The organism is Spirillospora sp. NPDC000708 (assembly GCF_040299565.1).
Lineage (GTDB): Bacteria > Actinomycetota > Actinomycetes > Streptosporangiales > Streptosporangiaceae > Spirillospora.
This window is the reverse complement of sequence record NZ_JBEPCJ010000051.1, coordinates 25,093-51,188: the sequence shown is the minus strand read 5'-3', so window position 1 is coordinate 51,188 and position 26,096 is coordinate 25,093. Positions and strand designations below refer to the sequence as shown.

27 protein-coding genes are annotated in these 26,096 nt (G+C 72.9%); 9 read left to right on the top strand and 18 right to left on the bottom strand.

The window, feature by feature from the left end; genetic code table 11:
* Window positions 1-186: 186 nt before the first annotated feature.
* Window positions 187-1,755: a hypothetical protein gene (locus ABT299_RS30920; RefSeq protein WP_500252891.1), complete on the top strand. Its 1,569-nt coding sequence runs from the start codon at window positions 187-189 to the stop codon at window positions 1,753-1,755.
* A 72-nt stretch (window positions 1,756-1,827) separates the two neighbouring features.
* Here the strand turns inward: ABT299_RS30920 and ABT299_RS30915 are convergent, their stop codons facing one another.
* The 7 genes from ABT299_RS30915 to ABT299_RS30885 form a co-directional block, all read right to left on the bottom strand.
* A complete protein-coding gene (locus ABT299_RS30915) occupies window positions 1,828-2,475 on the bottom strand; it encodes a Type 1 glutamine amidotransferase-like domain-containing protein (protein ID WP_190856634.1) in 648 nt (215 codons plus the stop codon).
* Window positions 2,476-2,491: 16 nt separating this feature from the next.
* Entirely contained in the window at window positions 2,492-3,616 is a 1,125-nt protein-coding gene (locus ABT299_RS30910) for an AAA family ATPase (protein WP_500252890.1), read from the bottom strand.
* On the bottom strand, window positions 3,600-4,388 hold the full coding sequence (locus ABT299_RS30905) for an RNA ligase family protein (protein ID WP_500252889.1): 789 nt from the start codon (window positions 4,386-4,388) through the stop codon (window positions 3,600-3,602). The genes ABT299_RS30910 and ABT299_RS30905 overlap by 17 nt, the downstream gene beginning before the upstream one ends.
* 43 nt (window positions 4,389-4,431) lie before the next feature.
* Window positions 4,432-5,844 (bottom strand): MFS transporter, encoded by a 1,413-nt coding sequence (locus tag ABT299_RS30900; RefSeq protein WP_500252888.1) that lies wholly within the window; start codon window positions 5,842-5,844, stop codon window positions 4,432-4,434.
* A 71-nt stretch (window positions 5,845-5,915) separates the two neighbouring features.
* Window positions 5,916-6,809 carry a Vgb family protein gene (locus ABT299_RS30895; protein WP_500252887.1) on the bottom strand — a complete coding sequence of 298 codons (894 nt, stop codon included), beginning with the start codon at window positions 6,807-6,809 and terminating at the stop codon, window positions 5,916-5,918.
* A 148-nt stretch (window positions 6,810-6,957) separates the two neighbouring features.
* On the bottom strand, window positions 6,958-7,248 hold the full coding sequence (locus ABT299_RS30890; protein WP_500252886.1) for a putative quinol monooxygenase: 291 nt from the start codon (window positions 7,246-7,248) through the stop codon (window positions 6,958-6,960).
* 57 nt (window positions 7,249-7,305) lie between these two features.
* On the bottom strand, window positions 7,306-8,349 hold the full coding sequence (locus ABT299_RS30885; protein WP_500252885.1) for an aldo/keto reductase: 1,044 nt from the start codon (window positions 8,347-8,349) through the stop codon (window positions 7,306-7,308).
* A gap of 146 nt (window positions 8,350-8,495) precedes the next feature.
* Between ABT299_RS30885 and ABT299_RS30880 the strand changes: the two genes are divergently transcribed.
* Entirely contained in the window at window positions 8,496-9,353 is an 858-nt protein-coding gene (locus ABT299_RS30880; protein WP_387018974.1) for a helix-turn-helix transcriptional regulator, read from the top strand.
* A gap of 19 nt (window positions 9,354-9,372) precedes the next feature.
* Here ABT299_RS30880 and ABT299_RS30875 read toward each other — a convergent pair whose 3' ends face one another.
* From ABT299_RS30875 to ABT299_RS30865, 3 genes are all read right to left on the bottom strand, one after another.
* On the bottom strand, window positions 9,373-9,933 hold the full coding sequence (locus ABT299_RS30875; RefSeq protein WP_190856640.1) for a carboxymuconolactone decarboxylase family protein: 561 nt from the start codon (window positions 9,931-9,933) through the stop codon (window positions 9,373-9,375).
* Entirely contained in the window at window positions 9,930-10,535 is a 606-nt protein-coding gene (locus ABT299_RS30870) for a TetR/AcrR family transcriptional regulator (protein ID WP_500252884.1), read from the bottom strand. The genes ABT299_RS30875 and ABT299_RS30870 overlap by 4 nt, the downstream gene beginning before the upstream one ends.
* Window positions 10,536-10,624: 89 nt before the next feature.
* Complete coding sequence (locus tag ABT299_RS30865) at window positions 10,625-11,644, bottom strand: NAD(P)/FAD-dependent oxidoreductase (protein ID WP_500252883.1); 1,020 nt, start codon at window positions 11,642-11,644, stop codon at window positions 10,625-10,627.
* Between the two features lie 79 nt (window positions 11,645-11,723).
* Between ABT299_RS30865 and ABT299_RS30860 the strand changes: the two genes are divergently transcribed.
* Window positions 11,724-12,317 carry a helix-turn-helix domain-containing protein gene (locus ABT299_RS30860; protein ID WP_190856652.1) on the top strand — a complete coding sequence of 198 codons (594 nt, stop codon included), beginning with the start codon at window positions 11,724-11,726 and terminating at the stop codon, window positions 12,315-12,317.
* A gap of 53 nt (window positions 12,318-12,370) precedes the next feature.
* On the opposite strand, the gene ABT299_RS30855 is transcribed toward ABT299_RS30860, so the two are convergent.
* Complete coding sequence (locus tag ABT299_RS30855) at window positions 12,371-12,841, bottom strand: MarR family winged helix-turn-helix transcriptional regulator (RefSeq protein WP_347256688.1); 471 nt, start codon at window positions 12,839-12,841, stop codon at window positions 12,371-12,373.
* 109 nt (window positions 12,842-12,950) lie between these two features.
* Window positions 12,951-14,102, bottom strand: a complete 1,152-nt coding sequence (locus ABT299_RS30850) for an erythromycin esterase family protein (RefSeq protein ID WP_500252882.1) — start codon at window positions 14,100-14,102, stop codon at window positions 12,951-12,953.
* Between the two features lie 90 nt (window positions 14,103-14,192).
* Between ABT299_RS30850 and ABT299_RS30845 the strand changes: the two genes are divergently transcribed.
* Window positions 14,193-14,897 (top strand): TioE family transcriptional regulator, encoded by a 705-nt coding sequence (locus ABT299_RS30845; protein WP_500252881.1) that lies wholly within the window; start codon window positions 14,193-14,195, stop codon window positions 14,895-14,897.
* A 19-nt stretch (window positions 14,898-14,916) separates the two neighbouring features.
* On the opposite strand, the gene ABT299_RS30840 is transcribed toward ABT299_RS30845, so the two are convergent.
* On the bottom strand, window positions 14,917-15,423 hold the full coding sequence (locus ABT299_RS30840; protein WP_190856655.1) for a winged helix-turn-helix transcriptional regulator: 507 nt from the start codon (window positions 15,421-15,423) through the stop codon (window positions 14,917-14,919).
* A gap of 69 nt (window positions 15,424-15,492) precedes the next feature.
* Between ABT299_RS30840 and ABT299_RS30835 the strand changes: the two genes are divergently transcribed.
* The gene (locus ABT299_RS30835; protein WP_500252880.1) at window positions 15,493-16,266 is read left to right on the top strand and encodes a methyltransferase domain-containing protein; all 774 of its coding nucleotides are present in this window, start codon (window positions 15,493-15,495) and stop codon (window positions 16,264-16,266) included.
* Between the two features lie 149 nt (window positions 16,267-16,415).
* On the opposite strand, the gene ABT299_RS30830 is transcribed toward ABT299_RS30835, so the two are convergent.
* Window positions 16,416-17,015: a TetR/AcrR family transcriptional regulator gene (locus ABT299_RS30830; RefSeq protein ID WP_500252879.1), complete on the bottom strand. Its 600-nt coding sequence runs from the start codon at window positions 17,013-17,015 to the stop codon at window positions 16,416-16,418.
* A 123-nt stretch (window positions 17,016-17,138) separates the two neighbouring features.
* On the opposite strand from ABT299_RS30830, the gene ABT299_RS30825 reads away from it, so the two are divergent.
* A complete protein-coding gene (locus ABT299_RS30825) occupies window positions 17,139-18,302 on the top strand; it encodes an epoxide hydrolase family protein (protein WP_500252878.1) in 1,164 nt (387 codons plus the stop codon).
* 234 nt (window positions 18,303-18,536) lie between these two features.
* Here ABT299_RS30825 and ABT299_RS30820 read toward each other — a convergent pair whose 3' ends face one another.
* Window positions 18,537-19,835: a hypothetical protein gene (locus ABT299_RS30820; RefSeq protein ID WP_500252877.1), complete on the bottom strand. Its 1,299-nt coding sequence runs from the start codon at window positions 19,833-19,835 to the stop codon at window positions 18,537-18,539.
* A 129-nt stretch (window positions 19,836-19,964) separates the two neighbouring features.
* Here ABT299_RS30820 and ABT299_RS30815 point away from each other — a divergent pair, with 129 nt between their 5' ends.
* On the top strand, window positions 19,965-21,143 hold the full coding sequence (locus ABT299_RS30815; RefSeq protein WP_500252876.1) for a tyrosine-type recombinase/integrase: 1,179 nt from the start codon (window positions 19,965-19,967) through the stop codon (window positions 21,141-21,143).
* A gap of 80 nt (window positions 21,144-21,223) precedes the next feature.
* Here ABT299_RS30815 and ABT299_RS30810 read toward each other — a convergent pair whose 3' ends face one another.
* On the bottom strand, window positions 21,224-21,958 hold the full coding sequence (locus tag ABT299_RS30810) for a TetR/AcrR family transcriptional regulator (protein WP_500252875.1): 735 nt from the start codon (window positions 21,956-21,958) through the stop codon (window positions 21,224-21,226).
* Between the two features lie 108 nt (window positions 21,959-22,066).
* Between ABT299_RS30810 and ABT299_RS30805 the strand changes: the two genes are divergently transcribed.
* Window positions 22,067-23,206: an FAD-dependent oxidoreductase gene (locus tag ABT299_RS30805; protein ID WP_500252874.1), complete on the top strand. Its 1,140-nt coding sequence runs from the start codon at window positions 22,067-22,069 to the stop codon at window positions 23,204-23,206.
* 69 nt (window positions 23,207-23,275) lie between these two features.
* Here the strand turns inward: ABT299_RS30805 and ABT299_RS30800 are convergent, their stop codons facing one another.
* The gene (locus ABT299_RS30800; RefSeq protein ID WP_500252873.1) at window positions 23,276-23,818 is read right to left on the bottom strand and encodes a YbhB/YbcL family Raf kinase inhibitor-like protein; all 543 of its coding nucleotides are present in this window, start codon (window positions 23,816-23,818) and stop codon (window positions 23,276-23,278) included.
* Window positions 23,819-23,974: 156 nt separating this feature from the next.
* On the opposite strand from ABT299_RS30800, the gene ABT299_RS30795 reads away from it, so the two are divergent.
* Window positions 23,975-24,679 carry a GntR family transcriptional regulator gene (locus tag ABT299_RS30795; protein ID WP_500252872.1) on the top strand — a complete coding sequence of 235 codons (705 nt, stop codon included), beginning with the start codon at window positions 23,975-23,977 and terminating at the stop codon, window positions 24,677-24,679.
* Window positions 24,680-24,707: 28 nt separating this feature from the next.
* Here ABT299_RS30795 and ABT299_RS30790 read toward each other — a convergent pair whose 3' ends face one another.
* The gene (locus ABT299_RS30790) at window positions 24,708-25,964 is read right to left on the bottom strand and encodes a cation:proton antiporter domain-containing protein (protein ID WP_500252871.1); all 1,257 of its coding nucleotides are present in this window, start codon (window positions 25,962-25,964) and stop codon (window positions 24,708-24,710) included.
* Window positions 25,965-26,096 lie beyond the last annotated feature (132 nt).

Here is a 26,096-nt window from a genome sequence, read left to right as displayed (position 1 = left end):
CCCGTGCCCGTCTGGCCGGTACCGGACCCGGCGTGCGTGTCCAGAGTCGGCCACCGGGTCTTGTGGGCCCGCTGAGGCGGATCTACCTTCCGCGCGGGCGTTGCTCCCAGCGCCCGTCCCAGGCGACGACGAGCAGATCCTCACCGCCGCCGTCCGGCTCCACCGACCCCCGAGGAGCTCCCCCCGATGACGACCCGCACAACGATCACCGCCGCCGCGCTGCTGCTCGGCGCCGCGCTCGCCACCGCGCCCGCCGCGCACGCGGCGCCCGGCCCGGCCGCGCAGCCCGTCCACTCGATCTCGCCCGGCGACCCCTACGCCGCCTGCACCGCCGGCGCCAGCCCTCACGGCACGGTCTACCCGGGCGCCGAAGTGGAACCGTGGATCGCCGCCGACCGGCACCGGCCCGGCCGCGTCATCGCCGTCTACCAGCAGGACCGCTGGTCCGACGGCGGCGCCAAAGGCGTCGCCGCCTCCTACAGCCGCGACGGACGCCACTTCACCAAGACCACGCTGCCGTTCAGCAAGTGCGCCCCCGGCGGCCTGAACTACGAACGCGCCTCCGACGCCTGGGTGGACTTCGGCCCCGACGGCGTCGCCTACGCCAGCGGCCTGGACTTCGACGTGTCCACGGCCCGCAACGGCGTCGGCGCCGCCACCTCCTACGACGGCGGACGCACCTGGACCCGCACCACCCAGCTCATCGACGACACCGACCCGTCCATCGTCGACGACAAGAACTCCGTCACCGCCGACCCGCGCCACCCCGGCACCGCCTACCAGGTGTGGGACCGCATCGACCAGGTCACCACCGGACCCGGCGCCCACTACACCGGCCCCTCCTACATCGCCATCACCCGCGACCACGGCCGCACCTGGACGCCCGCGCACCCGTTCGTGGACACCGGCGCGGTCCCCAACTCCCAGACCATCGGCAACGTCATCGTCGCCGACGCCCGCCGCGACGTCCTGTACGACTTCTTCGAATGGCAGACCTACAGCGGCGTCGACGCCACCGAACCGGTCGACCTGCACTTCGCCGTCGTCACCTCCAAGGACCAGGGCCGGACCTGGAGCAAGCCCGTCACGGTCGCGCCCGACACCTCCGTGCCGGAGGTCGACCCCAACGCCCCCGACGACCCGTCCAAGGCGCTGCGCGGCGGCGCGAACCTCATCAGCGCCGCCGTCGACCCGCAGACCGGCGAGCTCTACGCGACGTTCGAGGGCGCCGACCCCACCGGCTCCTACGACCAGATCCAGCTCGTCCACTCCACCGACGGCGGCCGCACCTGGTCGGCTCCGGTGCGGGTCAACGGGGCTCCGGCGGCGCCCGCCTTCACCCCGTCCATCGCGGTGAACGACCGCGGCACGGTCGCCATCACCTACGTCGACCTGCGCTACCTGCGCCCCGGCGACACCACCACGCTGCCTGCCGCCATGTGGTACCTCACGTCCCCGCGCGGCGGCGAGAACCGCCCGTCCGAGCGCCGCATCTCCCGCGTCTTCGACTGGCTGAAGGCGCCCTACGCCGGATGGGGCCACTTCCTCGGCGACTACGAGAGCGTCGCGGCCGCCGGACACGGGTTCCAGCCCGCGGTGATCGAGACCAACGACACCGGACCCGCCGTCAACGGCACCGACCTGTTCACCGGGATCTTCGGCGCCGCCCCGGCGGCGGCCGCTCCGGCGACGGCGAGCCCCGCCCCCCGCGTCACCACCGCTCACCATCTGAACGCCCACCGCGCCCGGCACTGAGCAGCACACGGGACGCACACGGCACTGAGCGCAGGGGCCGCCGGCGACGCCCGGCGGCCCCTGCCGCGATCGTCAGAGGATCGCGGTCTCCGCGCCGTCGACCAGCAGGACCTGGCCGTCGCGCAGCGACCGGTGCGGGACGCCTTCGCCGCGGTAGCGGGCGGCGACGGCCGTCAGGACCTCCGACTCCGGATGCCCGGGGGAGTCGACGTGGGGCACGAGCGCGTGATCGAGGACGCCCAGGCCGTCCCAGACCGGCGGGTCCCCGTGGACGCGGGTCACGGCGTCCGGGTCGTCGCACGCCTCAAGGCCGCGCAGGCTCGGCGCCAGCACGCAGCCGCCCGCGCTGTACCCGGCGTACACGAGCGCGTCGCGGCCGAGCAGGCCGGTGAGCGCGGCGTCGGCGCCGCTGCGGGCCAGCGCATGGCGCAGCACGAACGCGTTGCCGCCCCGCGCCCAGACCAGCGGGAAGCGCGCCAACTCCGCGGCGATGGCGGAGGCGGGCCGGCCGAAGTACCGCCGCAGGTCGATCTCGGTCGGCCGCAGCCCGAGCGCGGTCAAGGCGGCGATCTCGCTTCGCACCCCGGCCCGCCGGCCCTCCTCGGACTCCGCGTCCAGAGCGTTGGCGATCACCGCGGTCTCGGCCCCCGGCGCCGGCAGCAGGCCGAGCAGCCGGTCGGGGTGCCCGCCCATCCGGAACGACGACAGATACAAGCGCACCCGACGACTCTAATCGTCAGGCCGTGCTCACCCAGTCGACACGGTGCCCCTCGGTCGGGTCGGGCGTCTCCCAGCGGCGGACGAGCCGGTCGATGACCGCGTCCGGAACCGGCGCGGCCCGGCCGCGGTTGCGGTCGCGCAGCACCGCCGGCGGCGCCTCCAGCGCCACCAGCTCCACCCGGCCCTGGTAGCCGGCGATGAGACCGGTGCACTGCTCGCGCTGCGTCCGCGACACGTTCGTGGCGTTCCACACGAACGACCGCCCGGCGCGCAGATGCCCGCGGGCCAGCTCGTGCGCGGCCGCGGCGACCGCGTGCTGGTCGCCGGCGGGCGACACGCCCATCTCGGTGCGCAGCCGGTCCAGGCTCACCACCGGCACGTCCGGCCGGTTCGCGGCGATCCAGTGGTCCTTGCCGACCCCCGGCAGGCCCGACAACACCGTCACCGTGCAGCGGGTGTCGTCGTAGGCGGCGTAGTCGGGGTCGCGGTCGTCCTTGCGGAAGTACCAGAACCGCGCGTGTTCGGACGGGAACGCGCGCGGCGCGTCCAGGCACCGCTGCTCGGCGCAGTACTCCCCGTACAGGGCGACGTTGTCCAGCAGCTCGTCGGTGTCGGGGCAGATCCGGCCGAGGATGTCGGCCGACGCCAGCAGCACCAGGTCGTCGTTGCGGGCCAGCAGGCTCACCCGGAACGCGATCTTCTGCAGGTCGGGGCGCTCCAGCGCCCAGAACGGCACCTGGTGGTGGCGGATCAGCGCGGCGACGTGCTCGCGCCACGCGACCGGCGCGCCCATCTCCCACAGGATGCGCCGCACCATCAGGTCACCGCGGCGCGAATGGCCGCGCGCGGTGATCCGGCCGTCGTCCTCGGTGCGGGTGCAGTACGGCTTGGCGATGTCGTGCATCAGCACCGTCGCGAACAGCCGCACCCGCTCGTCCTCCGGACGCGCCCGCCACTGCGGCAGCGCAGCGAGCGCCTCGCACGCCATCCGGGTGTGGACCTCGACGTCGCCCTCGCCGTGGAAGACCGCGTCCTGCGGGACGCCCGCCATCTCGCGCACCCACCCGAACGCCTCGCGGATGTCGTCCCACCGGACGTCCCAGTGCGGCGGCGCCGGGCACAGGTCAGCGAACACCCGCATACAGCACCTCCGGGTCGGCCAGGCCGTTGGCGACGATCGGACGCTCCTGCCAGTGCGTCCCCGAATCGAGGATCGCGGTCAGGAAGCTCGGCCGGACCCACTTGTAGCGGTCGACCGTCTCCCCGCTCTCCTCCACCTTGATGTAGAGGCCCTCCATCTCGTCGGACTTGTCGGTCTCGGCGGCGACCCGGTCCGGGTCGGCGCCGCCCGCTCGCGCCGCCGCGCGCAGCGCGTCCCGCCAGGCGGGGGTGCGGCAGGTCGAGGGGCCGACGAACGCGGTCAGGGCGCCCAGGTCCGGGAGCGTCCCCTCGTGCAGGACGGGCACCGACACCACCGGCGTGCCGGCCAGCAGCTCGCGGCGGCGGGCGGTCGACAGGAACGTCCCGTCGCGCTGGTCGAGGACGTCGAACTCGCAGAAGTAGTGGGGGAGCGCGTCGTAGAAGACGGTGTGCTTGGCGTACAGCCATTCCCCGTACATCACGTACCGGTCGCCGAGGCGTTCCCGCAGGACGTGCTGGACGGACGCGGCCCACGCCTTCAGCGGCCCGAACTGCCGCTCGCGGGGCCCGCCGGTCAGGTAGTGGCCGCGGCTCTGCAACCGCAGCTCCCCGTCGGAGGAGAAGCTGATGCCGCAGTTGGCGCCGTCGAGCTTCTCCTCCACCACCAGGTACCGTCCGGCGATCGCCGAGAACGGCCGCGCGGCCAGGTCGTGGTCTCCCGGCTGGAGCCGGGAGCCCTCGATGTGCCGGGTGCGGGGGTATTTGCGGAGCATGCCGACCGTTCTAACGAACCCGTCCGGCCGTGCCAACCGAATTTCAGCGGTTCGGGACGATCCGGGCGAGCGCGAACGCGGCGAGCCACAGCCCGACGCTCACCCACGCCAGCGCGTGCAGGCCCGCCGTGAAGTGCGCCGCGTCGAGCGCCGGGCCGGCGACCGCCCCGTACACCGCGACGCCGAGGGCCGTGCCGACCTGCCGGGCGGTGTTGTTGAACCCGCCCGCCAGTCCGGCGTGCGCGGGCGGGGCGGCGCGCATCGCCGCGGCGACCACGGCCGTCACGATCAGGCCGTCGCCGATCCCGATGGCCAGCAGCGTCGGCAGCAGCACCGGGTAGGAGCCGCCGGTGCCGACCCGCAGCAGGCTGAGGCATCCGGCGGCGGCCAGCGCGGTCCCGGCGCCGAGCGGGAGGCGGGTGCCGAACCGGGCGGTGAGCCGTCCGCTGACCGGTGCCAGCAGCGCCAGCGGCACCGCCATCGGCATCAGCAGCACCCCGGCGGTGAACGCCGAGTGGTGCTCGGCCTGCTGGAGCTTGAGCGTCGCGACGAACAGCACGCCGTTGGTGACCAGGTTCATCGCCAGGGCGATGCCGTTGGCGCCGAGGAACGCGGGGGCGCGCAGCAGCCCGCCCGGCACCATCGGCGCCGCGGCGCGGCGCTCGGCCCACACGAACGCGGCCGCCGCCGCGACCGTGACGGCCGCCGTGACGGCCGCCTCCCCGCGGTGGCCGTGGCCGGCGGCGATGACCGTCCACACCAGCCCGCCGAGGGTGAGCGGCGCCAGCGCCATCCCCGCGCGGTCCAGCGGCGGGCGCGGGCCGTCCGGACGCTCCCGGCGCGGCTCGCGGACGACGGCGAGGACCCCGGCGATCGCGGCGGCGACGATCGGCACGTTCAGCAGGAAGATCCACCGCCAGCCGGCGGAGTCGACCAGCGCGCCGCCCAGCAGCGGCCCGGCGGGCAGCGCCGTGGAGGAGATGCCCGCCCACACCCCGAGCGCGCGGGCCTGCTCCGCGCGGCCCGGGTACGCCGCGGTGATGACCGCGAGGCTGCCGGGCAGCAGCAGCGCCGCGCCCGCGCCCTGGACGACCCGCGCCGCGATCAGCGGTCCCGGGCCGGGCGCGCAGCCGCAGGCCAGCGACGCGAGCCCGAACAGCCCGAGCCCGGCCAGCAGCATCCGGCGGTGCCCGATCCGGTCGCCGAGCGCGCCGCCGCCGAGCAGCAGCCCGGCGATCGCGACGGCGTACCCGTCGACGACGCCCTGCAGGCCGGGCAGCCCGGTGCCGAGCGCGCGGCCGATGCCGGGGAGTGCGACGTTGACGATCGTGACGTCCAGCAGCACCAGGAACATGCCGGCGCACAGGATGGCGAGCATCGCGCCGCGGCGCGGGACGGGCGCGGACCCGGTGTTCTCGGTGGCGGTCTGGGCACCGGTGTCGGTCGGCGATCTCATCCGTCCACGGTGACCCGCGAACGTTTCGCCCGCGCTGGAACCTTCCGCGACCGCGCGTCGGGTGGCCGGCGTCAGCCGGGGACGACCTGGGCGAGCGCGCCGGTCTCCAAGGCGACCCACAGGGCGCCGTCGGGGCCGAGCGCGATGCCGTGCGGCTCGCAGCCGGGCCTCGGCAGCGGATGCTCGTCGATGCGGCCCTCGCAGGTGATGCGGCCGACGTGCGCGGTGCCCCACTCGGTGAACCACAGCGCCCCGTCCGGGCCGGTGACGATCGCGTGCGGGCGCGCCCCCGGGTCGGGCAGCGGGAACTCGGTCACCTTCCCGTCCGTGGTGATCCGGCCGATGTGCCCGGCGCCGATCGCGGCGAACCACAGCGCGCCGTCCGGGCCCGCGGTGATCCCGACCGGCGCGGCGCCCTCGGTCGGCAGGGCGTGCACGGCGACGTCGCCGCCGGGCGCGATCCGCCCGACCGCGTTGCCCTGGTTGAGGGTGAACCACAGCGCCCCGTCCGGCCCCGCCGTGATCATGGACGGCATGGCGCCCGACACCGGCAGCGGGAACTCGGCGACCTCCCCGGCGGGGGTGATCCGGCCGATGCGGTCGGTCCGCATGAGGGTGAACCAGAGCGCGCCGTCCGGCCCGGCGGCGATGCCGCAGGGGCCGCCCGGGGGGACCTCGAACATCGTCACCCGGCCGCCGGTGTCGATCCGGCCGACGCGGTCGCCGCGCAGGCAGGTGAACCACAGGGCGCCGTCCGGGCCGGCTGTGATGTTCATCGGCCCGTCCGGGAGGGGGTCGGCCGGATGGAGGTCCGCCTCGCCGCCCGGCGCCATCCGCCCGATCCGTCCTTCATGCACCAGCGTGAACCACAACGACCCCTCCGGTCCCGTGGCTATTCCATAAGGACCCGCTTCGGGGTCGGTGACGGTGAACTCCCTGATCGTGGCATGCGAACCCTGCGGCATGAATAGTCCCCCCTCGTCCCACTTCTTTCCGAGCGACGGCGAGACTAACGGAACTGGATTTGCGTGACGATCGCGCCGCCGTCCGCGCCGGTCTCCTGACGAGCTGACCGGCGCGGGCGGTGCGGGCCGCGGGGCCGCGCGGGCGAGGTCAGGGCGCCGGGACGAGCCGCCGGATCGTCATCGGCTCGGCGAGGATCCGCCCCAGCACCTGCTCGACGTGCCGGAAGTGCGGCGTGGCGAAGTGCTCGTCCAGCGCCTCGGGACCCGTCCACTCCTCCACGACCACCATCCGGGCGGGACGGTTCGGGTCGGCGTAGGGGCGGTAGGCCAGGCATCCCGGCTCATCCAGGGACGGCTCGATCATCGCCTCCAGAGCGGTGCGGAGTCGGTCCTCCTGGCCGGGCGAGGCGAGGCATTCGGCGACGACGGTCAATGACATGGCGATCTCCTTCTAGGTCGCGTGAGGGAAGCGGTGCGGGGTCGGTGACGGTGCGGGTCAGGGGCGGGCGGGGCCGGTGCCCGCGCCGGACGCGGTGATCGCCGCGGCGATCTCGTCCAGGTCGGCCGGGGTCAGCTCGACCGAGCCGGCGCCGATCCAGCCGTCCACCTGGTCCGCCCGGCGGGCGCCGACGATCGCGCCGGTGACGCCGGGCCAGGCCAGCGTCCAGGCGATCGCGACCTCCGCGACACTCGCGCCGCGGCGTTCGGCGACGGGACGCAGCGCGTCCGCGAGCCGCAGGTTCGCCGCCAGCCCGGTGGTGAAGTCGTGGTGGGCCGTGCGCCAGTCGTCGGCGGGCAGCGTCGCGGCCCGCTCGGCCGAGAACGCGCCGGTCAGCAGCCCCGACTGCAGCGGCGAGTACACGATCACGCCGGTGCCGTGCTCGCGGGCCCAGGCGATCTCGCCGGCCGCGGACCGGTTGATGGCCGAGAACGGCGGCTGGACCGCGTCCACGTGCGCGATCTTCTCGGCCCGGTCCAGCAGGTCGGGGGGGTGGTTGGACAGCCCGATCGCGCGAACCTTCCCCTCGGCCTTCAGGTCGGCCATGATCTGCCAGTACTCGTCCAGCGGCGTGGCGTTCGGCGACACCGGGCCGCTGCCGTTGCCGGCGTACTCGAGCGACTCGCCGGTGTCGGGGTAGTGCACCTGGTAGAGGTCGATGCGCTCGACGCCGAGCCGCCGCAGCGAGTCCTCCACCTCGCGGCGCACGCTCGCCGGCTTCATGATCCGCCGCGGCGCGGCCTGCGGGTCGGCGGGGTCCCAGACGAGGCCGGCCTTGGTGAAGACGAACGGCCGCTCGTCCTCGCGCAGCCCCGCGATCGCCTTGCCGACCAGTTCCTCGGAGTGCCCGAGGCCGTACACCGCGGCGGTGTCGATCCAGTTGACGCCGGAACCGATCGCATGCCGGATCGCCGCGACGGACTCGGCGTCGTCGGTGGCGCCCCAGCCGAACCGCCAGCCCGGGCCCGACACCGCCCAGGACCCGAAACCGACCGCGGTGATGTCCATGCCGGTGCCGCCGAGCGGACGCGTTGTGATCATTTCCCCTGCTCCTCAGGTTCGCGGGAGTTCGTGATGATCACTGTCGTCGGCGAGCGCCGCGGTACCCAGTGGCGGCCGCTGCCTAGGCACCGCATGACCAGGCTCCGCGGTCCCGGCGTCCCGGGACGGCACGGGATAATCGGCCCATGGCACTCGACAGGCGAGCCGAACTCGGCGAGTTCCTGCGCTCACGCAGGGCCCGGCTGAAGCCCGAGGAGCTCGGGCTGCCCGACTACGGCGGCCGGCGCCGCGTCCCCGGCCTGCGCCGCGAGGAACTGGCCCGGCTCGCCGGCGTCAGCGTCGACCACTACGTCCGGCTGGAGCAGGGCCGCACCCTGCACTTCTCCGAGGCCGTCCTGGACGCGGTCGCCCGCGCCCTGCGGCTCGACGACGTCGAACGCGGCCACCTGTACCGCCTGGCCCGCCCCTACACCGAGCCCGCCGGGGCGCCCGAGCGGCGGCCCCAGCAGGTCCGGTCCGGGCTGCGGCGGCTGCTGGACGCCACCACCGAAGTGCCCGTCTACATCGTCGGCCGCTACACCGACGTGCTCGCCTGGAACGACCTGGCCGCCGCGCTCATCACCGACTTCGGGGCGCTGGCGCCCGCCGAGCGCAACTTCGCGCGCATGGTGTTCCTGGACGAGGGCATGCGCGGCCTGTACGCCGACTGGCGCGGGAAGGCCGCCGACATCGTCGGCTACCTGCGGCTGGACGTCGGGCGGCATCCCGGCGACCCGGCGGCCGCCGCGCTGGTCGAGGAGCTGTCGGCCGCCAGCCCCGAGTTCCGCGAGATCTGGGCCGAGCACGGCCTCAAGGAGAAGACGCACGGCCGCTACGTCTACCGGCACCCCGTCGTCGGCACCCTCGACCTCGGCTTCGAGACCCTCCGGCTGCCCGACGACCCCGACCAGGCGCTGGTTGCGCACACCGTCGAGCAGGGCTCCCCGTCGCACGCGGCGCTGCGTCTGCTGGCCGCCACCCACCGGAGCGTGTCGGTGCGGTGAGCCGCGGGCCGGACCCGCGTCACGCGGGCGCGGGCGCCGTCCACTCCTGGTCCTCCCAGGCGGGGTCGAGCGGGGTGTGCGCGATGTGGTTGGTGTAGTTCGACAGCGTCTTCATGCCGATCCCGAGGACGATGTCCAGGACGTGGCGTCGGGTGTACCCGGCGGCCAGGAACGCCTCGACCTGCGCGTCGTCCACCCAGCCCCGCTGCTCGACCATCGCGCCGGTGAACACGCGGACCGCCTCCAGCGCCGGGTCGTCCAGCGCGCGGCCGCCGCGCAGCGCCTCGACGACCTCGGCCGGGACGCGCGACCGCAGCGCGAGCGTGGAGTGGGCCGCCACGCAGTACGCGCAGCCGTTCAGCACGCTCGCGGTGATCCACACGACGTGCTTGGCGTTCCTGGGCAGCGACGACCTGCCGAACAGCTCCGACAGCGCATTGTACCCGGCCAGCAGCTCCGGCGACTCGGCCATCACCCCGTTCAGGGTGGTGACGAACCCCATCCGCTTCCTGGCCGCCTCCAGGTGCGGGCGCGCGGCCTCGGGGGCGTCGGTCTCGTCGTACACGGTGAACTCGGTCATCGGTTCTCCTCATCGGGGGTCAGGGAGGCGAGGGCGGCGTCCACGGACGCGGTCAGCGCGGCCGCGGGGGCGCCCGCGCGCGACCGCAGGTTCACGCCGTAGGCCAGCAGCGCCAGGGTCTGCGCGGTGCCGTCGACGTCCAGGCCCGGACGCAGTTGCCCCTGCCGGTCGGCGGACCGCAGGGCCGCGCGCATCGCCGCGCACAGCCCGTCGTGGTGGGCGTCCAGGATCCGCCTGACGTCGTCGTCCTCGGCGCCGTCCGGGCTCGCGTGCGCGTTGGACACCATGCATCCCCAGCGCGCGTGCTCGCCCGAGCAGCGGGCGGCGATGAGCCCGGCGAAGAAGCCGGCGATAGCGGCCAGCCCCCGGCCGTCGGCCGCGAGGCGGTCGAACACCGGGCGCGAGTGGCGCTCCACGTAGCCGCGGAGCGCCGCCAGGTACAGATCCCGCTTGCCGCCGAACGTCGCGTACAGGCTGGACCGGCTGATCCCCGTCTCCGCGACCACCTCGGCGATGCCGGTGGACGCGGCGCCGCGCCGCCAGAACAGCCGCACGACCTGCTCCAGCACCGCGTCCGGGTCGAAGTGCTTGACGTCGGGCATCCGCTCCCGCCTCCACATAACTCGGAACGACCGTTCCAAGATGGCATGGACGGACCCCGCCGCGCAACCGCCCCGCACAATCCGCCGGGCTACAGGCCGTGGCGGCGGTCGCCCAGGACCGCCTCGCAGGCGCGCGCTTCGGACTCGGCGGAGAACGGCTCCCGCCGCGCGGCCACCGCGTCCCGCGCCTCCTCGGCGACCAGGTCGGCGTTGATCTGCGCCCCGGCCATCGCACCTGCCGCCGCGGCGGCACCGACCTGGGCGGACAGGTCGGTCACGTTGCCCGCGACCCACACTCCGGGCACCTCGGTGCGGCCCACCGTGTCGGCCGGAATGTGCTCGCCAGCGCCCGTCGGATGCTCCACCGGCCGCAGCCCGAGCCCCGCGAGGAAGCCGCCGCGGGCGGTCATCCGGGACGCCACCGCCAGCGCGTCGCGCGCGACCACCGCGCCGCCGGCCAGCCGGACGCCGACGAGCCGGTCATCGGCGACCTCCAGGCCCGCGACCTCGCCCTCCACTACGCGGACGCCGCGGGCGGCCAGCTGCTCGGCCTGCTCGCCGCCGGGCCGGGGCGCGGTGTGGGCGAAGAACACGACATCGTCGCTGAGCTGCCGGAACAGCAGCGCCTGGTGCACCGACATCGGACCGCTCGACAGCACGCCGATGGCCCGGTCGCGGACCTCCCAGCCGTGGCAGTACGGGCAGTGCACCACGTCCCGGCCCCACCGCTCCGCCAGCCCCGGCACGTCCGGCAGCTCGTCCACCAGGCCGGTCGTCACCAGCAGCCGGCGCGCCCGGACGGTCCGACCGCCGGCCAGGCCGACGGTGAAACCGCCGTCGTCGCGCACCGCCTCGGTGACCGTCCCGGCCACCACGTGCCCGCCGTAGCGCCGGACCTCCGCCCGGCCCCGCTCCAGCAGCTCGGCCGGCGGCATCCCGTCCCTGGCCAGCAGCCCGTGCACGCCCTCGGCGGGCGCGTTGCGCGGGGAACCGGCGTCGACCACCACGACCGACCGCCGCGACCGCGCGAGCATCAGCGCCCCGTTCAGGCCCGCGGCGCCCCCGCCGACCACCACCACGTCATAGGCGTCCTTCAGCCGTTCGGTCATCTCGACCACCTCCGCGGCCACTATGCGAACCGGACCCCGGCGACGGCAAACCTCTTTGCCGATATGGCAAACTGGCAGTATGGACGACGACCTCGACCAGGCGCTCGACGCGGTCGGCCCGCGCCTGCGCGCGCTGCGCAACGAGCGCGAGATCACGCTGACCGACCTGTCGGCCGCGACCGGCGTCTCGGTGAGCACGCTGTCGCGGTTGGAGTCCGGCGCCCGCCGCCCGACCCTGGAACTGCTCTTCCCGCTGGCCAAGGCCTACGGCGTCACCCTCGACGAGCTCGTGGACGCGCCGCCCACCGGCGACCCGCGCATCCACCTGCGGCCCGTCGTCCGCAACGGCATGACCATGCTGCCGCTGACCCGCCGCGCCGGCGGCATCCAGGCCTACAAGCTCGTCATCCCCGCCGGCAGCGAGCGCCGGGAGCCCACACCGCAGACCCACGAGGGCTACGAATGGCTGTACGTCCTCAACGGACGGCTGCGCGTCCTCCTCGGCGAGCACGACCTGGTCCTGTCACCCGGCGAGGCCGCCGAGTTCGACACCCGGCTGCCGCACTGGTTCGGCGCCGTCGACGCCGACCCCGTCGAGTTCCTCGTGCTGTTCGGCAGCCAGGGCGAACGCGCCCACCTGCGCGCCCGCCCCAAGGCGAAGCGCCCCGGCTAGCGCCCGCTCACGGGGCGCCAGGCCTACCTGCGCCCGGGCCGCTTGCAGCCGACCTACCTGCGGCCCGCCTCGTCGCGGCCGAGCTCGGCGAGGCGGGCCAGCGCGGGCAGCGCGTCCGCGAGCGCCCGCCGCTGCTCCCCGGTCAGCCGCTCCACCAGCGGCGCCAGGTGCCGCGCCCGGTCGGCGCGGCGCGACCGCCAGATCCGGCGGCCCGCCTCGGTGATGTGGACCAGGACGGCGCGCCCGTCGTCCGGGTCGGGGCGGCGCTCCACCAGCCCGTCCCGCTCCAGCCGCGTGACCAGCTGGGTGATGCCGGGCTGGCTCACCTGCTCGGTCCTGGTCAGCTCGGTCATCCGCACGGGACCGCCCGCCGCGAGCGTGTCCAGCACCGACAGCGTCGTGAACGGCAGCTTCTCCAGCATCGGAATCCGGATGTAGAACCGGTTGAAGCTCTCGATCGCGGCGGTGAAGGCGTCCACGTCGAAAGCGTCGACGTCCAACGCGTCGTCCGAGGTGTCGTCCACACCCGAAACCTATCGCCGTTCCCCGGCCCCGCAGCCGCAGCCGCCCGCCGAAGGCGGGCGGCTGCGCGAGCCGCGGTGCTGAGGCGGATCCGCCTACACCGCCCGGCCCCTACGGATTCGGGGCGGCCGTCGAGGCGTCGCTGATGTGCAGGACGGCGTCCGCCGCGTCGATGATCTCCTTGCCGAGCGGGAAATAGGTCTGCTGCTGGGCGGCGTCCGTTCGCGGACCGGTGGCGGCGATCGAGGCGGCCTCTACCAGGCCCCACGTGCCGACACGGCCCTGAAGCGAACCCTCGTAGGTGTCCGGGGCCGGCTCCTGAATATCGAGGATCCCGCTGCGGCCCAGGCTTCCGGCGACGAAAACGTACCGCTCGTCCACCAGGGACCCGAGAATGGCGCCCACACCGATCCAGCTGAGCTCCATATTCCCCATCGGCATGACGCAGATGTTCCGCTGCAGGTGGAGATTGTGCGCGAAGACGAGCGTCGGTCCCCGCCGGGCCTCGATGTCGCGGATGTCGAGGAGATTCCGCGCCATCAGCGCGTCCCGGGTGCCTCCCAGCAGGGAGATGCGGGCGGCCTGCTCCAGGCGCTGGGCCGACTGCCTGTGATACCGCAGCAGACCGAGGCCGGCGGTGAGGTGCGTCTTCGCCCGGTACCACTCGGCGCGCGACGTCGCCGCGATCAGTTCCGGTGCGCGCGCGTAGAGCGTGTTGAGCATGTCGTCGGCGATCGAGCGCAGCCTCTCGGCCTCGGGCGTCTCACCGACCGACATGGCCGGGTCCATGACCGCCTCCATGCGGCTCCACCGCCCGTCCTCTCCCGTCAGGGCCGCGATGTCATGGTCGAGGGCCAGGTAGTCGCGGCCGTGTTCGAGGTAGGTCCGGGGGCTGGGCGCGCTGGTCGTCTCCATCGGAGCGTCGAAGCCGTGGAAGGCGACGCGTTCCGAGGCGGGCCGGTCCCGGTTGTACTCGCGCATCCAGTCGACCAGCCGCCTGTTGGCGTCCAGGTCTCCGAAGCCGTGCGAGAACCCTCCGCCCATCACGGCGTCGAGGCTTCCGGTGCCGTGCTGGACGAAGTCGTCCACGGCGAGCGCGGCCACACGATCGGTCTCCAGGGCGATCGACCGGAAGCCTCGGCCGACCAGTTGGGCGAACAGGTCGTTGCGGACCCGTCCGAAGGCGGGCTCGAGATGCGTCGGCTCACCGAGCCCCAGCAGGTCGCATGACGCGGGTACGAACCCGCAAATGTCCTGGGTCATGTGTCGCAATCGTATCTTTGAAAATTCGGTTGAGACTTTGGCTGCATTCGTCGTCTTGGAGCGCGCTAAAGTCTCAAACGGTGATGACACTTGCGACCAGCTGACCTCGCGCGCGAGCACGGCATCTCGACCCAGGCGGTGCGCAACTACGAGCAGGACGGCTTCCTCCCGCCCGCCGAGCGCACGCGCAGCGGGTACCGGATCTACACCGAGGCGCACGCGGCGGCGCTGCGCGCCTTCCTCGCCCTCGTCCCCGCGTACGGGCACGCCATCGCGGGCCAGATCATGAACGCCGTGCACGACGGCGACCTCGACGGCGCGCTGAGGATCATCGACCTCGGTCACGGCCGGCTGCTCCGCGACCGGGACACCCTCGACGCGGTGCGGCAGGCGGTCGACCACCTGATCATGGACTCCGGCGTCCAGCCGGACCCGCCCGGGCGCCCCGAGACCCTCACCATCGGCGAACTCGCGCACCGGCTCCAGGTCACGGCCGCGACCCTGCGCAACTGGGAAGGCGCGGGCATCCTCGCGCCCGCCCGGGACCCGGCCACCGGCTACCGCCTTTTCCGCGCCGACGACGTCCGCGACGCGGAGCTCACCCACCTGCTCAGGCGCGGGGGCTACCCGCTGGGCCACATCCGCACGGTGGTCGAGCAGGTCCGGCAGGCCGGCGGGACGGGCGCCCTTGCCGCCGCCCTGGACGGCTGGCAGCGAAAGCTCACCGCGCAGGGGCTGGCGATGCTCGACGCGTCCGTCCAGCTGAGCCACTACCTGGCCGCGTCCCACCGATGACGTCGGCGCGGCCCATCGGTCAGGTGGCGGATCCGCGGGCGGCGATGAGGGGGCCGATGACACTGGTGCCGGGGCCGATGCGGCCGCCGGGACCGGGAAGCTGGGTGGTGTTGTCGGCGGTCAGTTCGTGCCCGCAGTGGGCGCACGCGGTGACGGCCTCGGTGTCGTGCCCGCACTCCAGGTGGTGGATGCGCACGGGCGGCCCGGACTCCCCGTACCAGCGGTCGCCCCACCGCATCAGGGCGAGCAGGACCGGATACAGGTCCTTGCCCTTCTCCGTCGCCAGGTAGTGCTCGCGAGGCGGGTGGTCCTGGTAGCGCTCGCGGACCAGCACGCCCTCCTCCACCAGCCGGGCGAGCCGGGCGGCCAGGACCTTGCGCGAGATGCCCAGGTCGCGGGCCAGGTCGTCGAAGCGGGTCACGCCCACCAGGACGTCGCGCATGATGAGCGCCGTCCACGCGTCCGCGAACAGGTCGGTGGCGCGCGCGATCGAGCACGCGACGTCGGTGAGCGGGGTCCTGGTCACCCGTCCAGACTACCCGGGTTCCCTTAGGGGACTAAGGTAGGTTTCCTTAGGGAACCAACGGGAGGCGACATGGGACCGACCATCGAACTGGACTCGCGTACGGCCGGCGCCATCGACGGGCGCCACATCCGGGCCCTCACGTTCCAGGACGTGCGGCTGGAGTACGTGGACTCGGTGCTGCGCCGGCTCGGGATCGACCCGGCCGGGCGGTCCGCCCTGGTGGTCGGCAGCGGGCGCGGGCTGCTCGCCCGGGGGCTGGCCGGGCTCGGCCTCACCGTCGTCGCGCTGGACCCGTCCCCCGAGGCGACCGCGATGGCGCGGGAGGCGGGCACCGCCGAGGCCGTCGAATACGCGACCGCCTCCGCGGAGGACCCCGGATTGCCGGACGCGTCCTTCGACATCGTCTTCTACGCCGACACCTTCGAGATCACCGACGACCTCGACCGGGTCGTCGCGCACGCCGCCCGGCTGCTGCGGCCCGACGGCGTCCTGTTCTACGACACCGTCAACCGGACGCCGGTCTCCCGGCTGATCTACCTGGGGGCCTTCCAGGCGCTGCCGTCGACCCGGATCATGCCGCGCGGCCGCTACACCGCCGCGCGGTTGCGGACCCCGGAGGAGGTCGCGGCCGCCCTCGCCGCTCACGGGCTGCGGAACGAGGACGTCTGCTCCTTCAAGCCCGCGAACGTCCTCGACCTGGTCCGAGCGACCGTCGCGCGCCGGAAGGGGAGGATCGCCGACGAGGCGATCCCGGGAATGACGGGTTTCGTTCTCGAACCGGACGGCAAGCCGATCGTCACCTACCTCGGTCACGCCCGGCCGGACCGGAGGGCGGGGGAGTAGCGGAACGACGGTCGTTCTCAGGGCCTCGGAGTCCCAGCCCGCACAAGGTGGACGGGCCATGAACGACATGTCGTCGTCGGTGACGCCGATGCTCTTGCCGCGCTTGCGCACGGACTCGCGCCCTTGCGGCTCCGCTCGAGTGCTGCGGGTCAGGGCTGGTCGTCCACGAGAGCGATCGCGCGCGCCTCGGGAACTCCCAGCATCAGCAGGCTCGTGATCGTCGCTGCTCGGGCGCCGACGGGCTCGTTCGACAGGTCGCTGTCCGCGATGGCGAACACGACGCCGTAGGCGACCTGGCTCAGAATGCCCGCCGGCAGGTGCTGTGCGAACACGTCGCTGTCCTGGCCCCGTTTCACGAGGTCGGCGAGAAGATCATCGACTGGCCCGAGCAGGCCGTGGATCGCCTCCCCGTACTCGCCGCGGCGCAGCGCCAGCAGCACTCGATACCGGTGCGTCACCGGCCAGACGCGGGCGATGAATTCGACCCATGTCGCGTCCGCTTCCGCGTGGGAGGCGTTGACCTCGGTGAGCACGGCCGTCATCTCGGTGACGGCCCGTTCCGTGAGCGTCCGAACCAGGTCGAGCCGCGAGGGGAAATGGCCATAGACGGTGCGGCGGACGACGCCGGCAGCGGAGGCGATGTCGCCCATACCGGCGTCGGGGTTCTCTCCCAGCACGTCGAGGGCGACGTCGAGGATGCGATCGCGTGTCTCGTTCATCGAGCGCGCACGGGAGGACTCGGTGGGCACGACTGCATTGTTGCACATCGGTGTGTAACGAATCACACTGCACACTGGTGTGCAGCGAAGTAGGCTGCACAGCAGTGTGCAACGGAGAGTTGCGCTGCGCTTCGAAGGTCAGGAGAAGAAGCAATGACCGCACCGACGCCGCCGGCCACGCCCGTCGTCCGCCCGTTCACCGTCTCGATCCCGGATTCGGAGATCGACGACGTGAAGCAGCGACTGGCCAGAACCCGGTGGCCGGCTCCGGAAACGGTGGGCGACTGGTCGCAAGGGGTTCGCGTAGAGAACGCCAGATCTCTGGTCGACTACTGGAGGCGCGGCTACGACTGGCGGCGCTTCGAGTCCGAACTCAACCGCTTCCCCCAATTCCTGACCGAGATCGATGGGCTGGACATCCACTTCATCCACGTCAGGTCCAAGAATCCCAACGCGATGCCGCTGATGCTCACGCACGGATGGCCGGGCTCGATCGTCGAGTTCCTGAAGCTGATCGGCCCGCTGACCGATCCGGTTTCGTTCGGAGGAGACGCCGCAGATTCATTCGACGTCGTCGTCCCGTCGCTTCCCGGGTTCGGGTTCTCCCAGAAGCCCACGGAGACCGGGTGGACTGTATCGCGCATCGCAAGCGCGTGGGTGGAGCTGATGAAGCGTCTCGGCTACACGAGATGGGCCGCGCAAGGCGGCGATTGGGGTGCCGTCGTCACCACCGCCCTCGGATCCATGCAGCCTGAGGGGCTTCTCGGAATTCATCTGAACACCCAGTACGCCTTTCCTGCACAGATACCCGACACGTTGTCGCCCGAACAGCGCTACGCCGTGGAGACCCTCGCCCTCTACACCGGCGATCTCGGTGGGTCGAACCACCTTCAGGGCACGAAGCCGGAGACCGTCGGATTCGCCCTGGCGGACTCTCCCGCTGGTCAGGCGGCCTGGATCTACGAGAAGTTCCAGTCCAAGACCGACAACCACGGGCTCGCCGAGGACGCCCTCGGCATGGACGACATGCTCGACGCGATATCCCTCTACTGGTTCACCAACAGCGCAGCGTCGTCCGCCCGCATCTACTGGGAGAACAAATCGCTCACCTTCGCCGGCCCGAAGCTGACGCTTCCGGTCGCGGTGACCGTCTTCCCGAGGGACATCCCACGCCTGCCACGAAGCTGGATCGAAGACACCTACGGCAATCTGATCCACTACGGCGAGGCCGACAAGGGCGGGCACTTCGCGGCCTTGGAACAGCCCGAGATCCTGGTCGGCGAAATCCGCACCGGCCTGCGCACCCTTCGTTCCTGACGCCAACGCGCGAGCTCAGGAGCGCACGCGTATCACTCGGGCCTCACTGAATCGACTCTTGTTCGCCACCAGGTCTCGGTCACCGTCTACCAGCGCCCAGTTCGCCAACAGCTCCTCTGGCGACCGCTCTTGCCGTAAGCCCGCTTCTTTGCCTCGTTCACTCGATGAGGGCGAGGACAGGGAAGCGGGGGCTTGTGCGGCTGCCCGCGACCTACTTCGCGGCTGGTGTCCGAGCTAGGACACCGGGGCCTTCAGGGCGAGGATCGCGTAGGCCACCTGCAGAGCCGTCTCGGTGGACAGCGGTGTGGGCAACCGGTCGAGGACGACCTCTTCTCCCTCCGCGCGGACGGCTGCGGATTCACCGATCCGGACGAGCGCCGCGGGGCCGGTGGCGTCCACGGCGGGCAGCCGTCCGGCGGGCGGCACCAGGGCCTCGGCGGTCTCGGCGCGCTGCTGGGCGAGGACGGCGCGTTCGCGTTGCCGGTCGGCGTCGGCGCGCGCTGCGTCCCGGTCCCGGGTGAGGGCCGCGACCTCGGCCTCGCGCGCCGCCTGCGCGGCCGCCCGCTCGGTGCGGGCCGTCTCGGCGGCGGCCACGGCCTCGGCGAGCCGGTCGCGGACGCTCGCGGTGTCGCGTTCGGCGGCGTCCGCGCGTGCGGTCGCCTCGCGGGCCCGGTCGGCGTGGTCGGCCGCCTCCTGCGTGAGCGCTTGCACCCGGCTGCGCTCCTCCGCGAGCCGGGCTTGAGCCTGGACGAGGTCGTCGCGCATCTGCTGCAGCCGCCGTTCGGCGTCGGCGAGTCGCTCCCGTGCGGCATCGCGCTCGCTGCGCGCTTCGGCACGGTCGTCGGCGGCCTGCCGGGCCTGCTGCTCGGCCTGTTTGCGGGCGAGTTGATGGGTCTGGGCGAGTTCTTCGGCGAGCCGGGCGCGGGTGTCGGCCTCGGCGGCGGCGGTCCGGGACCGGTCGCGTTCGCGTTCGGCCTCGGCGCGGGCGTCGACCGCGGCCTGGCGAAGCCGTTCGGCGGAGTCGCGCGCGGCGGTCGCCTCGTCGGCTGCGGCCAAGGCTTCGGCGGCCTGCCGCTCCAGCTCGCTGTTGCGGGTGGTGACCGCGTCGACGGTGGCGGCCAGACGGTCCGACTCCTCCTTCTCCAGCTCCGCGAGCCGCTGGAGGTCGGCGACGTGCCGGCCGAGCCGATCGGCGAACGCGGCGCGCTCGGTGGCGGCGCGTTCCCCGAAGGCGCGCAGCGCGGCCAGCGGCTCGGCGGTCGCGGCGGCGGTCGCCGTCTTGCGCGCCGCGTCGGCGAGCGCCTTGCAGTTCTGCCCGCCGGGGCCCTCGCCGGGCTGGTGGTAACGCTGCGGCCGGCCGCCCCGGCGCGGGTTGCGGGGTGGAGGCAGCGGCTGCTGGCACCATTCGCACGGCCGCGGCTCGCTGCTGGGCGCCTGGAGGACGGTCAGAGCGTTCGCGCGCTCGTCCGGCCCACCGTCCGGCCCCGTCTCCTGGCCTGTCGCCTCGGTCTTCCCTGCTTCGTCTTCGCCCACATGCTGAGCATAGAGGCTCTGCGTGAAACGTGAAACTAGTTTTGCGGTTCCGTGTTTGCGAAACCATTGCTACATGACAATCGCCGTTATGATGTACTCGCCGTGGAGAGCCGACCGAGGGGCGACGGAGTGACCGACAGCAGTGGCCGCATGAGCCCGGAGCACCCGACGACGGACACCGCCGCCGGGGAGGACGCAGTCCCCGCGCATCTCGCCGTCCCGGGGGAGCGCGTCGAAGTCGCCACCGCGCCGACCGTGGCGCTACGCGGTCCGGCGCCGGCCCGGACCCCGCACCAACTCGCCGACCTCCTCGCGCGCGCCGGATCCGGGGCCGACCTGCCGGCGGCCACGCTGCGGGAGCTGGCGAACGCGACCGGGACCTGGCTCCAAGGCGAGCGCCGCTCCTCGCCCGCCACCCAGGCCGGCTACATCCGCGAGGTGGCCTGGTGGCTGACGTGGGTCATCACCCGGGGCCTGGACCCGACCGACATCAGCCACCTCGAGGCCGATCTCTATCTGGCCGCCCTGCGCGCCCAGGGCCTGAAGAACGCCACTCGCGCCCGGCGGCTGTCGGCCGTCAGCTCCTGGTACGCCTACCTGCACCGCGCCGGCCTCGCCGCGCGCAATCCGTTCGGCTCCGGGATGGAGCGGCCGCGGGTCAGCCAGTACTCCACGACCCGCGGGATCTCCGCCGACGACATGGAGCGGATGCTGGCGTACGCGCAGGTGCACGAGACACCGCGCACCACCGCGGTGCTGGCCCTGATGTTCTCCACCGGCTGCCGGGTCGGTTCCGTCACCGACACCACCGTGGACAGCCTCGGCCACGACTCCGGGCACCGGACCATCGACCTGCCGGTCAAGGGCGGTGCCACCAAGCGCTTCGTGCTGCCCCCGCTGGCGGCCGACGCCATCGACGCCTACCTCGAACAACGCCGTGAGCGTCCCGACCGGCCGCTCGACCCGGCGGCCCCGCTGTTCGCCACCCGCACCGGCCGCCCCATCGACCAGCCGTACGTGTTCCGGCTGGTACGGCGGGTCGCCGCGGCGGCGGGCGTCCACGGGGCCGACCAGCTCTCGCCCCACAGCGCCCGGCACGGCGTGGCGACCGTCCTGCTCGACGGCCACCCCCTCCACGTGGTGCAGGACTTCCTCGGCCACGCCAACCCCGCCACCACCCGCCGCTACGACGAGGACCGCGAAAGCCTCGACCGCTCTCCCGCGTACGACCTCAGCCGGATCCTCAGCGCCGGGGCCGCCCGGCACCGCCGCCGGTACGAGCCCTCGCCGGACAGCGAGAACCGCTAGATTCACTTTCTCCATCGCGAGCGGAAAAGGGGCGGTTCAAGCCAGGGACGTGCTCACCCGGCGCCGTGACCTGCCGCCAGTTAGGTGGCGGGTGATGTGCGTGCCTGCGCGTCGGGTGGGTGGAGTGCGGTGATGCCCGCGAGGATCAGATCGATCCCGGCGAGGAACTGCTCGCGGTCGTCGTGCTCGCGCAGCTCGTCCGCGACGGCACGGGTGAACGGGTAGTCGTCGGCGTCGAGCTCCTCCCATGCCGTGGACACGGCGTCGAGGAACTCGGCGCGGTCGGCGTCGGGTCCGAGAGCGGCGGCGCCGGCGGTGTTCGCGGCGTTCTGGCCCGCGGCGCCCAGGATGTAGTGCATCAGCGCCGACGTCGCCGTGAACCGGTCGCCCCTCGGCACGCCCAGCGCGCGGACCCGCCGGCCGAGGCTTTCGAAGATCCGCGGTGTGACCGTCCCGGCGGGGTTGCGGGACAGTTGCGCGGCGAGCTGAGCGCCGAGCCAGGGGTGCTCTTCGGTCGCTTCGAACAGGCCGAGCGCGACGGCGCGGATCTCGTCCCGTGGCGAGTCCGGAAGGGCGGCGGGCTCGACGGCCAGAGCGGCGGCGACGACGGCGTCCGTGGCGGCGTCGAGGAGCTCGCCCTTGTTCGCCACATGCCAGTAGATCGCTCCGGGACCGGTGGCGAGGCGGTCGGTGAGCGCCCGGAACGTCAGCCCGCCCTCGCCGGCCGCGTCGAGCAGCTCGACGGCCGCCTCGACGATGCGCTCCCGGGAGAGCGCTTCCGTGCGCCGGTGCGACCGGCGTGCCCGCGTTGCCATACCGCCATCCTGCCACGTCTGGAACATCGTTCCAAAGCGCGGCGTTGGAGTGATGGAACGGCGTACCAGAGGTCGGCCGGGCCGACCTCCCCATCGAAGGGAGCCACCATGACCGCTCACGTCACGATCATCGGCGCCGGGCTCGGCGGCCTCACGCTCGCGCGCGCCCTGCACGTCCACGGAATCCCGTCCACGGTCTACGAGGCGGAGCCGTCGCCGACGGCGCGCGCGCAGGGCGGGATGCTCGACATCCACGACCACAACGGCCAACCGGCCCTCCAGGCGGCGGGCCTCATCGAGGAGTTCCGCGGTCTCGTCCTGGAGGGCCGCGAGGCGACACGGGCCCTCGCCTCGGACGGGACCGTCCTGCTCGACGAACCCGACGACGGCACGGGCGGGCGCCCCGAGGTGCAGCGCGGCGAGCTGCGGCGGATGCTGCTCGACTCACTCCCCGCCGGCACCGTCCAATGGGGCCGCAAGGTCACCGGCGTCCGGGCCCTGGGCGGCGGCCGCCATGAAGTGGCCTTCGCCGACGGCGGCACCGTCGTCACGAACGTGCTGGTCGGCGCGGACGGCGCCTGGTCACGGGTCCGGCCGCTGCTCTCCGGCGCCGTCCCCGAGTACACCGGCATGTCGTTCGTCGAGACGTACCTGTTCGACGCCGACAACCGGCACCCCGCCTGCGCGAAGGCGGTCGGCGGCGGGACGATGTTCGCGCTCCGACCGGGAAAGGGCATCCAGGCCCACCGGGAGAGCGGCGGGACCCTCCACACCTATGTGGCGCTCCGCAGGCCCCGCGACTGGTTCGCCGGCATCGACTTCACCGATCCCGCCGCGGCCGCCGCGCGCGTCGCGCGGGAGTTCGACGGCTGGGCGCCCGCCCTCACCGCGTTGATCACCGACGGTGACACCGCGCCGGTCCTGCGCCCCCTCCATGCTCTGCCCGACGGTCACCGCTGGGACCGCGTGCCGGGCGTGACGCTGCTCGGCGACGCCGCCCACCTCATGATCCCGTCCGGCGAGGGCGCCAACCTCGCCATGTACGACGGCGCCGACCTCGGCAAGGCGATCGCCGCCCACCCCGGCGACGTCGAGGCCGCGTTGACCGAGTACGAGCGGGCGCTGTTCCCCCGCAGCGCCGCTGAGGCCGCCGACGCCGCCCACCTGCACGAGCTCATGTTCGGCGACGGCGCACCGCACAGTCTGATCGGCATGCTCGCCGGGACCGAAGGACGGACCGTCGCGTGAGCCGGCAGGGCGCCGCCCCCGATGCGTGGGCGGCGCCCGTGTGGGGACGGCCGGGGCCGTCCCTTACGGTCAGGCGGCGGCCTCTGCGGTTTCGGCGGTGGCGGTCAGGACCGCGCGGCCGAGGATGTGGCCGGCCATCGTGAAGCCGAGGAGCGCCGGAGTCGCGTCCGCCGGGACGCCGATGGAGGCGACGTCGAGGGCGTGCACCACGACGAAGTAGCGGTGCGGTCCGTGACCGGCCGGCGGGGCAGCGCCGATGTAGCGCGCGACCCGGGCGTCGTTGGGCAGTTGGAACGCGCCCTCGGGCAGGCCCGAGCCGGTGTCGTCGCCGGCGCCTTCGGGCAGTTCGGTGACGGCGGCGGGGATGTCGGCGACCGCCCAGTGCCAGAACCCGGACCCGGTCGGGGCGTCGGGGTCGTAGATGGTGACGGCATAGCTCTTCGTGCCTTCGGGCGCGCCGCTCCACGACAGCTGCGGGGAGACGTCCCGGCCGCCGGGGACGCCGGAGGCGAGCTGCTCGGGCGGCCAGGCGTCGCCGTCGCCGACGGTGGTGCTGGTCACGGAGAAGGAGGCCGCCTCGGGGAGGCGGGCGAAGGGGTCGTTCTCGCTCATCGCGATTTCCTTTCGGGTTGTGCTGTGGGTGGCGTGGCCTGAGCCGATGGAGGCCCGCGGCGCCGTGCAGAGGGCGGGGCCGTCCGCTCTCACCTCGCCATGAATCGACCATAGCATTGAAAATCGATTATTTGCATCTTCATCTATGCTGGCGCCATGCCTCAGACAGCGCACCCCCCGTCCCCGGAGGCCGGGCCGGGGAAGCGGATGCTCTCCGAGCAGGTCCACGCACGCCTCCGGGACGCGATCATGCGGGGAGAGCACGTCCCCGGCGACGCCCTCAAGCCGCACGACCTCGCCAAGCAGCAGGGGGTGAGCCTGGCCGTGGTGCGCGAGGCGCTCGTGCGGCTGGTCGGCGAGGGCCTCGCGGACCGGCTGCCGAACCGCGGCTTCGCCGTCCCGGCCTTCTCCGACCGCCGCTGGCAGGAGATCGCCGAGGCCCGCCGGGCCGTCGAACCGGTCATGCTGCGCATGTCCATCGAGCGCGGCGACATCGACTGGGAGGCCCGGGTGCGCGCCGCCTTCCACCGTCTGGCCCGCACTCCGCCGTACGCGCCGGACGAGGGTGAGTACTACACCGCCGCCTGGGCCGAAGCCCACCGGGTGTTCCACCGCACCCTGCTGGAGGGGTGCGGCAACCCCGTCCTGCTGGAGACGTTCGACCGGCTGTGGACCGCCAGCGAGCTGGCCCGCCGCTGGTCCGCGCACCGCGGGCCCGAGCGGGACGCCGTCGGCGAGCACCGCCGGCTGGAGGAGACGGCGCTGGCCCGCGACGCCGACGCCGCGGCCGAGACCCTCACCCTCCACCTGTCCATGACCGCGGCCGTCCTCGCCGGCGACGAGCCCGCGAACCAGGTCTGACGGACTTCACCGACCGCGCCCCGCGACGTCAGGGCGGCGTTGCCACTTGCAATCTCGCGGGCTCTTCGCCCTCGCGGATGGAGCCGGGGATCGTCACCGTGCCGCGAAACGTCAGCGACAGCAACGGATCCGTCATGAGGGTGGTGACGAGCATCATGACGATCATCAGTGCGTACAATTCGCCGCCGAAAAGGTGCATCTGCAGGCCGATTCCTACGACGATCGGCCCTGTCAGTCCCCGCGTGTTCATCAGGGCCGCGATGGCCATCGAGGGCCGCGCGGACATGCCCTGGGTCCGCAGTCCCAGGTAGGTCCCGCCAAGCTTGCTCACCACCGCGACGAAAAGAATGGCGCCGAACTGCCAGAGGCTGGAGATCTTCAGGGACGTCAGGTTGATCTGCAGCCCGGCGACCACGAAGTAAACCGGCAGTAGCACCGAGGTGAGTCGGGTGAGGCCGTCGCTAACGTCGGCATGCAATGCACCGCCGCCGGTGCGCGGTATGGCCATGCCGAACAGAAAGGAACCGAGAATGAAGTGCATGCCCATTGCCTCGGTGGCCGCACCGGACAGCAGCGCACCCGCCAGAACCACGGGGAAGGTCCACGCCGCAGGGGCTTTCTGGCTCCGCTCCGCGCGGATGAGCCTGTGCAACACGGGCCGGACGACGAGGAGCACACCGGCCCCGTAGAGGACGAACAAGGCTGTACGCCACAACGTTGCTCCGCCACCGACCATGGCCTGGACGCCGGCGAGTTCCGCCCAGGCCACCACATCGACCAGGGCGGCGATCGCCAGCGCCAGTCCGCCCAACTCGGTGGCGAACAACCCCCGGCCGTCGATGATCCTCGCGAGCACCGGGAAGGCGGTCACCGAGATCGCCAGACCGATGAACAGCACGAACGCGGTCGGCGACGCGCCTCGCGCCGAATACTCGCGCAGCAGGTAGAACCCCAGACCGATGCCCAGTGCGAGAGGGACGAGGTTGGCTCCGAGAAGTCCGCCGATGGCCAGCCGTCCTCTGCCTCGCAGCGCACCGGCGTCTGCCTCGAGCCCGACGCCGAACATGAACAGAGCCAGACCGAGATTCGCGACGCCCGTAAGCGAGGACCGCACATCGGCGGGGAACAGGGCGTCCGAGATCGCGCCGTCCATCAGCGTGGGCCCGAGCAGAATACCGGCGATTATCTCGCCCACTACGGCTGGCTGTCCCACACGCCCGGCCAGCGCGCCGAGCCCGCGCGCCACCAGCAGAATCAACGTTACGTCCAGGAGAAACAGCTGCACTTGATGACTGGTCAAAGAGGGCTCCCCTTAATGGTCAAGCCACTTGAGTCGAGTCGCTCCACCCTGGGTCTCTTTCGGAGATAGGCGCAAAAGGCACGATCCGTGACAGTACGCGACTACCCGCCAGTCGCC